The organism is Oceanobacillus polygoni (genome assembly GCF_008304605.1).
Lineage (GTDB): Bacteria > Bacillota > Bacilli > Bacillales > Amphibacillaceae > Oceanobacillus > Oceanobacillus polygoni.
In genome coordinates this window covers 180,281-192,490 of record NZ_PIJY01000024.1, presented here as the reverse complement: position 1 = coordinate 192,490, position 12,210 = coordinate 180,281, and the positions used below count along the sequence as shown (strand labels likewise).

The 12,210-nt window shown below is 37.8% G+C and carries 15 protein-coding genes; 2 read left to right on the top strand and 13 right to left on the bottom strand.

All coding sequences use genetic code 11. The annotated features are described in order from the left end of the window. Positions 1 to 756 carry a type I methionyl aminopeptidase gene (map, locus tag F1560_RS10085; protein WP_149474490.1) on the bottom strand — a complete coding sequence of 252 codons (756 nt, stop codon included), beginning with the start codon at positions 754 to 756 and terminating at the stop codon, positions 1 to 3. 371 nt (positions 757 to 1,127) lie between these two features. On the opposite strand from map, the gene F1560_RS22750 reads away from it, so the two are divergent. Continuing rightward, positions 1,128 to 1,301 (top strand): hypothetical protein, encoded by a 174-nt coding sequence (locus F1560_RS22750; RefSeq protein WP_187773686.1) that lies wholly within the window; start codon positions 1,128 to 1,130, stop codon positions 1,299 to 1,301. A gap of 83 nt (positions 1,302 to 1,384) precedes the next feature. On the opposite strand, the gene F1560_RS10080 is transcribed toward F1560_RS22750, so the two are convergent. The 8 genes from F1560_RS10080 to F1560_RS10045 form a co-directional block, all read right to left on the bottom strand. Continuing rightward, the gene (locus tag F1560_RS10080; protein ID WP_149474489.1) at positions 1,385 to 1,510 is read right to left on the bottom strand and encodes a YjcZ family sporulation protein; all 126 of its coding nucleotides are present in this window, start codon (positions 1,508 to 1,510) and stop codon (positions 1,385 to 1,387) included. Positions 1,511 to 1,602: 92 nt separating this feature from the next. Continuing rightward, a complete protein-coding gene (locus F1560_RS10075; RefSeq protein WP_149474488.1) occupies positions 1,603 to 2,346 on the bottom strand; it encodes a (S)-benzoin forming benzil reductase in 744 nt (247 codons plus the stop codon). A gap of 76 nt (positions 2,347 to 2,422) precedes the next feature. Then, on the bottom strand, positions 2,423 to 3,790 hold the full coding sequence (locus F1560_RS10070) for a dipeptidase (protein ID WP_149474487.1): 1,368 nt from the start codon (positions 3,788 to 3,790) through the stop codon (positions 2,423 to 2,425). A gap of 69 nt (positions 3,791 to 3,859) precedes the next feature. Continuing rightward, positions 3,860 to 5,014 (bottom strand): bifunctional cystathionine gamma-lyase/homocysteine desulfhydrase, encoded by a 1,155-nt coding sequence (locus F1560_RS10065; RefSeq protein ID WP_149474486.1) that lies wholly within the window; start codon positions 5,012 to 5,014, stop codon positions 3,860 to 3,862. A 2-nt stretch (positions 5,015 to 5,016) separates the two neighbouring features. Beyond that, positions 5,017 to 5,955 (bottom strand): PLP-dependent cysteine synthase family protein, encoded by a 939-nt coding sequence (locus F1560_RS10060; RefSeq protein ID WP_149474485.1) that lies wholly within the window; start codon positions 5,953 to 5,955, stop codon positions 5,017 to 5,019. 36 nt (positions 5,956 to 5,991) lie between these two features. Further along, entirely contained in the window at positions 5,992 to 6,453 is a 462-nt protein-coding gene (locus tag F1560_RS10055; RefSeq protein ID WP_149474484.1) for an S-ribosylhomocysteine lyase, read from the bottom strand. Positions 6,454 to 6,475: 22 nt separating this feature from the next. Continuing rightward, on the bottom strand, positions 6,476 to 7,114 hold the full coding sequence (locus tag F1560_RS10050) for a class I SAM-dependent methyltransferase (protein ID WP_149474483.1): 639 nt from the start codon (positions 7,112 to 7,114) through the stop codon (positions 6,476 to 6,478). Positions 7,115 to 7,326: 212 nt separating this feature from the next. After that, complete coding sequence (locus F1560_RS10045; protein WP_149474482.1) at positions 7,327 to 7,935, bottom strand: YhcN/YlaJ family sporulation lipoprotein; 609 nt, start codon at positions 7,933 to 7,935, stop codon at positions 7,327 to 7,329. A gap of 167 nt (positions 7,936 to 8,102) precedes the next feature. Here F1560_RS10045 and F1560_RS10040 point away from each other — a divergent pair, with 167 nt between their 5' ends. Next, entirely contained in the window at positions 8,103 to 8,336 is a 234-nt protein-coding gene (locus F1560_RS10040) for a YhdB family protein (RefSeq protein WP_095309750.1), read from the top strand. 111 nt (positions 8,337 to 8,447) lie between these two features. Here F1560_RS10040 and F1560_RS10035 read toward each other — a convergent pair whose 3' ends face one another. The 4 genes from F1560_RS10035 to F1560_RS10020 form a co-directional block, all read right to left on the bottom strand. Then, positions 8,448 to 9,281 (bottom strand): anti-sigma factor domain-containing protein, encoded by an 834-nt coding sequence (locus F1560_RS10035; RefSeq protein WP_149474481.1) that lies wholly within the window; start codon positions 9,279 to 9,281, stop codon positions 8,448 to 8,450. Continuing rightward, positions 9,278 to 10,009: an RNA polymerase sigma factor SigI gene (gene sigI, locus F1560_RS10030; protein ID WP_149474480.1), complete on the bottom strand. Its 732-nt coding sequence runs from the start codon at positions 10,007 to 10,009 to the stop codon at positions 9,278 to 9,280. The genes F1560_RS10035 and sigI overlap by 4 nt, the downstream gene beginning before the upstream one ends. Positions 10,010 to 10,499: 490 nt before the next feature. Further along, complete coding sequence (locus tag F1560_RS10025; protein ID WP_149474479.1) at positions 10,500 to 11,234, bottom strand: PRC-barrel domain-containing protein; 735 nt, start codon at positions 11,232 to 11,234, stop codon at positions 10,500 to 10,502. A 126-nt stretch (positions 11,235 to 11,360) separates the two neighbouring features. Continuing rightward, a complete protein-coding gene (locus F1560_RS10020; protein ID WP_149474478.1) occupies positions 11,361 to 12,173 on the bottom strand; it encodes a S1C family serine protease in 813 nt (270 codons plus the stop codon). Positions 12,174 to 12,210 lie beyond the last annotated feature (37 nt).

Below are 12,210 nucleotides of genomic sequence, written 5' to 3'. Positions count from 1 at the left end.
TTATTCCTTATCTTGATCCGTAGTTAAGAGTGGTCCATTCTTTGTAATTACAATCGTATGCTCATACTGCGCAGAACGTCCTTTATCAATGGTTCGTGCTGTCCAGTTATTCTCATCCATTTGACTTTCCCAGCTGCCTTCATTAATCATCGGTTCAATGGTAATCACCATACCTTCTTTAAGGCGTAATCCTTTATTAGGTAAGCCGAAATGAGGGATATGCGGATCTTCGTGGATTGTTGGTCCAATTCCATGCCCAGTGAAATCACGAACAACAGAAAAGCCTTCTGCTTCTGCATAGGTTTGAATTGCATGTCCAATATCTCCAATACGCTTACCTACCTGTGCTTGTTCAATCCCTTTATATAGTGCTGATTTGGTCACTTCCATGAGGCGCTTCCCTACCCCATCAACTTCTCCAACTGCATATGTCCACGCAGAATCAGCTAATCCACCATTAAGATTTACAACCATATCGATTGTAACGATATCACCATCTTTTAGCTGTTCCTCTCTCGGAAAGCCATGGCATATTTCATCATTAATCGATGCACAAATCGCATAAGGATAACCGTTATACCCTTTTTGCTCAGGTGTGGCACCCCGCTCAGCAAGGAATTCTTCAACGAAGTTATTAATTTCCATTGTTGTAACCCCTGGTTTTATCATTCCAGCTATCGCTTTATGACATGCAACAAGTACATCACCCGCAGCTTGCATTTGCTCAATTTCACGTTTGCTTTTTCTTGTAATCATACTCATCTTCCTCTCTTCTATCATCAAAATACGAACATATATCATTCATTAATGAAGGTTAATCATGTGAGATATCCAAAATAAAGTTTATCATAAAATGACACTACTTTCAGTAACAGTCTACCATAACATCCTATTCACGAATAAACAATCAAATGTAAAAAAAGATTGTTTACAGATTTTCCGAACGAGAAAGCCCACTGTCTTTAGACGTGGGATGAAAGTGAGGTCAAATACGGAGTGGTACTAAAAAGAAAGGTTTGTACCACTTCAAGTATTTGAAAATGTTTTTTTAATCTTAACCTAAAAGCAACACTAAAAACGAACGTAAGTTCCTTTTTGTGTTATAATGGAAGCAGGAGGTGAACAACGTGCAAACGATCACACTTAAGCTGGAGCTTCAAAAACCGACAAAAGAGAAAATAGCAATGTACCGAAAGATGACAGTGATTAATACCGCTTTTTCGAATTGGTTATTGCATGTTGACGGGCTTCAAACAGCTACTTTAACCAATATGTATACTTTGAAATCTTATCGCTTTTAAATTAAAAATGCAGCAGGATAACTGCTGCATTTTTACAATGATGAAATGCGAGAGCACCTCATCCGACAACTTTATTCTAATTCCTAATAATAGCCACCATAGCCTCCGCCTGTATAAGCCGTGCCGATGATTATTAATAAAATAAATAATACGACTAACAAAGCGAAACCGCCAGAGCCGAATCCACTACCTGCTCCATCTTTACTCATTTTGTCCCCTCCCTATTTTCAAGACTACTTTACTTTATGCAGCGTTCTTTAAATTGGGAGGGCTAATGACTCATTATTTTTTCTAAAACAATTTATATATAATTACGCACATGATAAATTTTTCCGTTTTCCACTTCATCATCCGTTAAAATATCAACAACAACTCCACCAACTAAATCTGTGTCCTTCAGCAAGTTATTTCCTTTAAATTCTTTAAACTTTTCCACATCGGCAAAAGCTGCTTCAGAGCTTGACCGAATTTTCTCTTGCATGTCTGTGTCCATAATTCCTGGACTAAATGCTATTACTTTATGGTCGGTTTTCAATTCTTCCTGTTCAAGTGCAACCGTTTTCGTATACATGTTCACGCTTGCCTTTGTTGAGCAGTACGCACTCCAACCATAGGATGGCGATTCCGCTGCCCCAGAAGTGATGATAACACTAATTAACTGTACTCCTTTTTCTGTTGCCTTTTTCAGAAAATAATTCGTAAGTGCCATTGGAGCAATCGTATTGAGATTGACATGCTGTGTGAGAGCTGTTGTCTGTATATGCATGGATTGATCAATTGGTTCAACAGTAGCAGCATTATTTACTAAATAAATTGTGGTCGTATCCTCTGTAAAAACAGCATCACTAATTTCATCGCATACTTGATCTAATGACTCTACATTTGCCAGATCACATGGAAAATGCGTAAACAGGTTTTCATGATTAGCTAAATGATTGTTAACACTACGTGAAAGGCCGATTACATGTATATTTAAATCTAGGAATAGCTTGGCAATCGATTCTCCAAGCCCTTTTGAAACCCCGGTAACAATCGCATATTTCATTTCCGCTCTCTCCTTTTTAGTTATCTTCATTATAAAATTACCCCGAATCCGATGACGAGAAACGGGGGCTTTGTTATTACTTATTTATTTCGTTCCAATAATATACGAGTGTTTCCATCCCTTTATCAAAGCTATCCAACGGGAAGCTTTCATTTGGTGAATGCAAACGATCCTCGGGAGTTCCAAACCCTAATAAAACAATTGGCATATCGTAAATTTCTTCAATCCATTCTACGACAGGAATCGATCCACCCATTCGAATGAAAATCGTTTCCTTACCAAAAGCTCTCGTATAGCTAGCAGCTGCTTTTTTAATAAGTGGATGGTTTGGCTCTACTTTATATGCTTTAGAAGATAGTTTTTCTTTTTTCACTTCTACTGTTACACCTGCTGGAGCAACTTTATTGACATGGGCTTCTAGTAATTCCTGAATTTTTTCCGGATCTTGTCCAGGAACAAGGCGACATGTTATTTTCGCTGTTGCTGAAGAAGGAATAATCGTTTTTGTTCCTTCACCCTGATACCCGCCATAGATTCCATTTATTTCAAATGTCGGGCGTCCCATCGTATGCTCTTTCGCCGTAAAACCTTTTTCAGATACCGTTTCAGGTATACCAGTCGCTTCAACAAAATCCTCGCTTGGGGCCTGCTCCATTAATTTTCTTTCCGCATCACTCAATGGTTCGACATCATCATAGAAACCATCTACAGTGATTACTTCATTTTCATCCTTCATCGATGCAAGAATATGACTAAGCGCGATAATCGGGTTTCTTACTGCGCCACCATACATACCGGAATGCAAATCATGATCAGGTCCGTTTACAGTGATCTCAATGCCTGTAAACCCTTTTAATCCATAGAGAATAGTTGGTTGATTTTTTGCAGCCATTCCCGAATCAGAAATCACTGCAAAATCTGCTTGAAATTGTTCTTTCTTCTTTTGTAAAATGTTGTATAAATTCTCGCTGCCGATTTCTTCCTCCCCTTCAATGCAAACTTTTACATTAAGTGGTAGGTTTCCTTCTGTTTTCATATAAGCCTCAAATACGGCTAAGTGCATAAATACTTGTCCTTTATCATCGCTTGAGCCACGTGCATAAAGGCGACCATCTCTAACCACTGCTTGAAATGGATCACTTTTCCATTGTTCAATTGGATCTACTGGCTGGACGTCGTAATGGCCATAGAAAAGTACAGTTGGAGCATCTTCACCCGCACCATTGTATGCAGCATATACAAGTGGATGCCCTGCTGTTTCTTGCTTTTCTACTTCGTCAAAGCCAATATCCTTTAAATATGTAACAATGAAGTCTGCTGCTTGATCCACATCTCCTTTATATGCACTATCGGTACTGACACTTGGGATTGCTAGGAAATCGCTTAATTTGTTGAGTAAACGCTCTCGGTTTTCCTTCAAATAGTGTAATGCTTTTTCACTCATTTAACATTCCTCCACATTCGTACTAATATATAGCCTATTTTAGCATAATGGAAGCGAAAAGAAACAGCCCTAAACGAGCTGTTTCTTTTTATCACTTAATGCAACTTTAAGGTCTTCTATTAAATCATCTGCATCCTCAATCCCAACCGATATACGAATTAACCCGTCGGTAATCCCAAGCTCTTGTCTTCGTTCAGCAGGAATCGAAGCATGCGTCATTTTAGCTGGAACGGATATTAGGCTTTCTACAGCTCCTAGGCTTTCAGCCAATGTAAAATATGTTAATTTCCCAAGAACCTCTTCTGCCTTTTTTGCACTACCAACATCAAAGGATACCATTCCTCCAAAGCCAGATGTTTGCTGCTTCGCAAGCTCATGGCCTGGATGACTTTCACGCCCAGGGTAATAAATAGCTGATACGTTAGCATGATTTTCCAAGAAGGCAACAATTTTTTTCGTATTTGCCTCAATCGCTTCCATGCGGATAGCCAATGTCTTTATTCCGCGCATGATAAGCCAAGAGTCCTGTGGTCCTAGTACGGCACCAACTGAGTTTTGGATAAAATGAAGCTCTTCCGCTAATTCATCTGTATTTACAACGACTAAGCCAGCCACCACATCGCTGTGTCCACCAATATATTTCGTTGCACTGTGCAGTACAATATCTGCTCCTAAATCTAATGGTTGCTGCCAATATGGCGTTGCAAATGTATTATCCACAATTAAGAGAATATCATGCTTTCTTGCAATCTCTGCCATCTTTCGAATATCAGTAATTTTTAATAATGGATTTGTAGGTGTTTCTACAAATATTGCCTTCGTATTCTCTTGTATAGCTGCCTCTACTGCTTTTGGAGAGCTTGTGTTGGTAAACGTGTGCTCTAAATCAAAACGATTAAGCACTTTTGACATCAATCGATAGGAACCACCGTAGACATCATCGGTCAAAACAACATGATCTCCAGCATTAAATAACATCATAACAGATGTCATGGCACCCATGCCTGAACCAAAGGCAAATCCTGCTTTTCCATTTTCAAGGTCTGCAATGACTGTCTCTAGTGCATGGCGAGTTGGATTGCCTGTTCTTGAATATTCATATCCACGATGCTTACCTACTTCATCCTGCTTATACGTACTTACTTGATAAACTGGTACAGAAACAGCTCCTGTTTGTTCATCCCCCGTTATACCGCCATGAATCATTTTCGTTTTTGCTCGCATGATTATTCCCCCTTAGTTTCTAAACATTGCTCATATATATGCTTACTTAGATAACGGTCACTCGAATCTGGAAAGATTGTAACAATTGTTGTTCCTGGTTTTGCATGTTTTGCCTCATGCAGGGCTGCTGCCATTGCAGAACCCGAAGAACTTCCAACAAGCAGTCCTTCTTTTGCTGCAAGCCTCTTCACCATCGTAAAAGCATCCTTATCTGTAATCGTATAAATATCATCAAAATGTTCCGGATTCATATAATCAGGAAGAAACTCCATTCCAATTCCTTCCGTTAAATGAGGGCCTGATTTACCCCCATTAATAATGGAACCCTCTGGCTCAACGATCACCGTTTTAACTGCAGGATTTTTTTCCTTCAAAAATGATGCAATACCTGTAAATGTTCCACCAGATCCAGCACCTGCAACAAATACATCCACTTTCCCATCAAGCTCCTTCCAGATTTCTGGAGCAAGTGTTTGATAATATGTCATTGGATTAGCTGGATTCGAGAATTGTCTTGGCGAGAAGCTATTTGGAATTTCATTTAGTAATTGCTCGGTCTTTTCAATAGCGCCTTTCATTCCTTGTTCACGCGGTGTATGAATAATTTTCGCTCCTAAAGCTTGCATCAGCTGCTGCTTTTCCTTACTAAAATGCTCCGGAACACAAAATACAACAGACAAATTTTTATTTAAAGCTGCGATTGCAAGTCCAATTCCGGTATTACCTGCAGTAGGTTCGATAATCGTACCACCTTCAATTAAAGCTCCACGTTTTAAGGCATCATCAATCAAGGCCACACCTAAACGATCCTTCACACTACCACCTGGGTTAAAATATTCAAGCTTTGCAAATAAACGTACTGATTCTGGCAGATTAAAATTTCTGATTTCCAATAACGGAGTATTCCCAATCAATTCTTGTATTGATTTATATAGAGCCATTTCGTTTCGCCTCACATTACATTTTAGAGGTTATTCTTAAAAAACTTCATGCCACTCATCACGCTTGCTTAACATTTCCTTAGCGATATCTTTTGCACCTTCTAAGCTATGGCTTGCAGCCCAACCGCATTGCACTTCATTACATGCAGGAACTTCATTTGCCTCGAGCACATCTGTTAACGTTCTTTCAATCATCGTTAATACCTCTTCATAGTTGTCATGATTGATTAACGATAAATAAAAACCGGTTTGGCATCCCATTGGTCCAATATCAAGAACGCTATCTGCATGATTTCGGATATTCTCAGCCATCAAGTGCTCCAATGAATGAAGTCCTGGCATTTCCATATGTTCCTTATTTGGTTGTTTAAAACGGATATCATACTTGTGTACTTTATCTCCATTCGCACCTTCTGTGACACCAACTAACCGGACGTATGGTGCCTTTACTTTTGTGTGATCAAGATTAAAGCTTTCTACATTCATTTTTTTAGTCATTATTTCATGGCTCCCCACTTGTTTATTTTTTGTTTGCGATTAATACCCAAACAAAATCATTCATTTGCCTAAATGATACATCAAATCCATGCTTTTCAAAAGCATTCTTCATTGTATCCAATGTGGGATAGTATTCACGATTCAAATCCTCTGCCAGGTCGTGATGTCCTTTTTTCACTGCCGCAGCAATTTGCATATTTTTGTCAGCTTCCGTTTTAAACATTGTATCTCCAAATACTACTTTGCCATTCGGTGGTAGTAGTTCTGAAAATTGTTTAATCGCAATCGATTTTTCGTCGTCTGTTAGATGGTGAAACGCGTACGTACTCGTAATCGTTTCAATCTGGGCATTAGGTGTAGGGTATATTAAAAAATCACCATCTAGAATTGTTAGGTCAGGAATTTTTCTTTTTGCAATACCTCTCATTTCCTTTGAAGGTTCAATTCCTATTACCGAATGTCCGGCTTGCAACAGCTTCTCGGATAAATTACCTGTGCCAACACCAAATTCCAATACCCTGCCAACACTCTGTTCCACTACTGCATCAAGGATTGCATCATAATTAGAAAAAACCTCAGCATATTGTGGATCTTCTCCTACTACACTTTTATCATAATCCTCCGCCCATTCTTCAAACAGCTCAATAAACTCTCTCCCCATTTTTATGATCAACTCCGAAGTTTATTAAATCAAAGTAACTAACTGTGATTACTAAGGATTATATGTATGTACTATACCACAGGTTCCAACTCATGACAAAGTTTTTAGATTTTGATTTTTACGGAAATAGCATCATTATATTTCAAGCCTAGAGATGACAACCTCCATAACCATTAGAAAAAGAGCGCTCCCATAAGGAACACTCTTTATGACTATCGTCTATTTTGTGGGAAAAGTCGTTCAATCATATTCCCCATCTGATCGAAAAATCCTTCGATTGGCTGGCCATTATTTACATCATCAACATAATTATTCGTTAAATCAATAAAATCAGGATTCGTGGAAACATACACATTATCAATGCCATTATCCACGGACTTCACAATATCTCCTATTTCTTCTTTGACTTCATCTGTAAGTTCGTCACCATTATCACGTGTTCCGCTGTTCATATTCATATTACGATCCGTGTCAAGTGTTGCAGCTACATAAGCGTTATTATCTGTTGTTAACACATATGCACGATCAATACCATTGACTTTTTCTGTTATTCGCTCCGCAGCCTCTTCAGATATATCATATTGGTTTTGCTCGTTTGCTCGATATCGGCCGTCGTCACGATTTTGGAATCGCTCGGAATCTCGATCCAATGTATAGTTACGAACATTTGTCATTCCTTCTCCAGCATTGTTGTAAAACCTTGTTTGTTCAATATTGTCATTAGGTCCAGTTGCATTATCTCGAGCATTATTATCTGTTGCTTGACAAGCTGTCATAGTTAAAATAGTCGCTGCAGCGATGCTTAAAACTTTCCATTTCATCATGAATTCCTCCTTATGCATTTGCTTTTAGTATGTAACGGAGGAGCAATCCTATGCTTGAATTTCTACATCCTTTAATTGGTATTCACACCAAATAAATCACACGCATTATATATAAAAAGCGGGAAGCCTAATTAGTAGCCCTTTAAATGAAGGAGGGGTAAAAATTGATTCCAGACTATGACAAAGCTTTATATTATACATTGTGGGGCCAATGGGATGATCTACTCGTACTAATGGTTCGAACAAAGGATGACATGCTTTCCAAAAAAATTGAACAATTTTTAAATGCCTATCACTATTCACTGGACCAGTCAAAAGTAATTAACACCCATGATACGTTGCTTTATTATATAGACCATGCAATGAAATACACACCACCAGTCATGATGGAAGTATAAAAAAGGAAAAGCACTCCACGTGGTGCTTTTCCTTTTCTTATTATATAAATAAATTGCTGATTTCACCTAATGTTCTTCATTAATCAAAACTGCTTTATTTTCTAATTTCCTCTATAATCCGGCAATTGCTAAATCTTCATCGTCAAGGCTACTTAATCTATTTTCGTCATCTAGCTGCGATGAATTCTTATCATCCATATCTTCGTCTTTAAAAAAGGTATCAATAATTGCTCTATCATTGGAAGAGATTGATGTTAGATCATTCGCAGAAGCATCCTTCTCTAAGATTTTTAAAGCCATCACTTCGTTCATCGAAGCAGATTCTTCCTTTGCTTGCTCCCTAATTTTTTGCGGAACGAGCAATGTAGCTATTTCCCAGCCAGATATACTCTGAAAAAAAACTTCTAATTCAAGCGGAATAATGCTGTTTTGATCAGGTACTCCATCGGCGTAGCTAAAGCCGACTATCATATTTTTTTCATCATTCACTAAACCTGTTTGCTCACTTATATCTAAAATACGGCCAATTACCTCTTCCAGCAACTCATCTTGATAATTCGGTAACTGATCCATAATTAATAAAGCCTCGTCATTCAAAGCTCGTATCGTTTGTACATTAAACTGCTCATTAACTTCCATTTCAATACTAGGATTTATATCCAATGTCACGTACGCATAGGATTCACGCTCTCCCGAAAGCATATAAAAAGGTAAAAGAATTAACAATATGACACATGTCATGAAAAATGTTTTAACCGGTGTTTTCAACATTCTCCAAGAATGTAATATGGAAATATGCCGCTTCTTGAATTCCAGCGGTTCATAGGCGACTTCCTCCCCGATTATTACACCTTTTTTACATGGCTTCGCCTTTAAAAAGGAACCCTCCTTGGTCATAATAATCGTATAGTTGCGATGGAGTTCCATCACAATTCCTTTTTTCATTGCCCCACTCCCTTAAGATAATCCTTAAGATAGATGTAGTCTCCACTTAACACAATGAATATTGCTAAAATAAATTTCCGATTACGCTCCAATGTCTTCTTACTAACATCTACTTTCTTTACAAGCTCTTTAATCGGAAGCTTCTTTTTCCGATACACATATTCACTTAGATTCTTATCATGATATAGAATTCTTGCAGTCTTAACCGCGGAATCACGTGCATCTCTATGTTTTGGAGAGGCCTCTGTCAGTTCAATCAATGTCAACTTATATTCACGCAACTTTTCCTTAAATTCCATAATTTCTTCCTTACGATAAACTGCATCCAATTCCTGATTGTACTTATCCTTTACTACGGCAACCTCTAGCGGATTTTCCATTAATTCCTCATCAAAGTTTTCGTCAAGCGAAATGGATAAAGGTCTTTTTTGGTTAAAACGAATGTAATCAATTACTTTCCGTTTTATAACAAGCTTCGCAAAGGACAAAAACGAACATCCTCGATCTGCAGAATAGGAAAAGATAGCCTCATTAAACGCAGAAAGCCCTATACTAAATTCATCATCTCTTTTTGGATCTATGTATCGTTTGCATACTTCTGAAACACATTTTGCAATAAATGGCTGATACGTACGCAATAAATAGTTTTGCGTAGCCGTATCTCCTTGTTGAATTGATGCTACTAATTCTTCAAGGGGTTGTTCTTGGACCGAAGTACTTGCTATCATTTAAAAGCACCTCCATCCATTATAAAATACGTATGTTGGATACTCTTTTTGGGCGTACCTACCCGATTGTTCTTGTGATTTCAAAACGCTATCGTATTGTATATGTATCATATGATGTTCCCACCATTTTCATTTTTATTTTATAATTATCCACATTTTTTACAGTTTCACTCTTTTACTCTATATATCGACAAATAATGCTATTAATTTCAGTATATCCATGTTAACGTAATGCCGGTTAGGTTGCTATCTCAATTCGATTACAGTTCCTTTAAAAAACAGTAACTAAATTTATTAGACACACAAATCACATTTTTCCCTCTAATCTAACATATCATACAACTTGCGATTGCAGGATAAAAAAACACCTCCATATTTTAAATTAGGAGGCGTTCTTTTAACATCATTTAGATACAACTAACTCACTTCTAAGTTAAGTCCTTAAATAAAAGTCGGATTATCCCAAGACTCCAAATTTAGTGTCGATTAGTCAATTAAAGCTTACAATAATCTCATCTTTTTCTTGAAATGGCTTGTTGTTTAAAATCCCATCGATGGAATCATTGATATATAAATCATTTTCAAACCAATCTACCGTATTTATTTGTCTCGTGTGAAAAATATAAAATTCATCATCAACAATACTTCTACTGCTTCGAACGACGATATACTCGATTCTCCATTGCGTCGTATCGAAAATCATATCTACAACCTTACCAACTTTTCCATCTTTTGCATGTACCTTAAAATCAATCGTTTCTTCCTCACTACGTAAATAATTATCATTTACATGGTCTGATTCGTTTCGGTTCAAGTGCGGCTCTGCTGGTGGTTTACCATTCTCCATTCCAGTAACTTGAAACGTACCAAGCATTCCACGTTCTGCGTGTGGCAATGCATTTTCCTTATAACTGTTCCATCCAAAGTAATCAATCAAACGACTTTCCTTATCCTTTGTTAAGTTCTCATTTTCTGGAACAGCAGGGCTATTTCGTATCATCAATTTGTCATATTCCACACGAACGCTTTCATCAGATTCATTAACTTCTAAAAAGGAATTCGGTGATAAGAGGACTTTTCTTCCGGGTAGCCATTTCCTTGTATCCACGATTGCATAGCGTATTTCCCAGTTGCGATCATCGAAATAAAAGTCTTTAATTTTTCCGAGTTCGCCGTCCGTCGCGTGAATATTAAAATGCTTTACTTGAGATGTTAAACGCATCATCCTATACACCTCCAAAAAGGTTTTATAAAATACATACCCTTCCCAAAAGACAATAAAACCCAGAAATACTTATTCCTGGGTATACTTAATACTTCTATAAAATGAAACTTCATGACAGGCGGGGTATTACAGCCCGTTAAAATAATCAATCGATATAAACAGTCCAACCTTACCGTGATTCTCATGATCGAGCGTTGCAAATATAACACCAATTACCTCACCATTCTGATTAATAACAGGACTTCCACTATTTCCGCGATAGACTGGAGCATCTAACATAAATACACGTTCATTCCAACCGGATAATTGGGTGTCACCAATAATGGTTCCCTCATTTGCAATTCCATTAAATCGCAAAGGATTACCAATGAATCGAATCGGTTCATTTTCTTCAATGTTTGCATGCTCAGCTAATGATAAGTATGGCAGCTCTTCTTCATGCACTTCAAGAACGGCTAAATCGATTTCTGGATATTGTTCCGTTACTTCTGCAGTAAATAAACCGTCTTCGGGAAATGCAACTGTTACTTGCTCTTCCCCTTCGATAACATGATGATTTGTTAAAATGGTGCCATTTGCAGAGATAGAAAATCCGGTGCCCTTACTGTCATCTGTCTCTACAACGACAACAGCTTCCTTAAACGTTCGAATATCTTCTTCAGCTGATAGCTTAGCAGATGTAATGAGAAAATCAATTGCAGGTATCGAAAAGGTCTGTGGTATTAAGGCAAAATGATTAAACACTAAAGCAAAAGCAATCAGCCAAAACGCCCATTTCGGAAATGGACGCTTCGGTGCTGCTTCTTCGTTAGAACGACGAGCTCTTTCTAAAGCCTTTCTACGTTCTTCTTGGACAAGCTCATATAATTCTTCATCATCAAACTCTTCATATAAGTCCGCATCAAGTCTATCATCATTTTTATCTTGTTTATGATCCATAAGCCACCTCGTGTGAAACGTAGTTAAGAGCGCATAA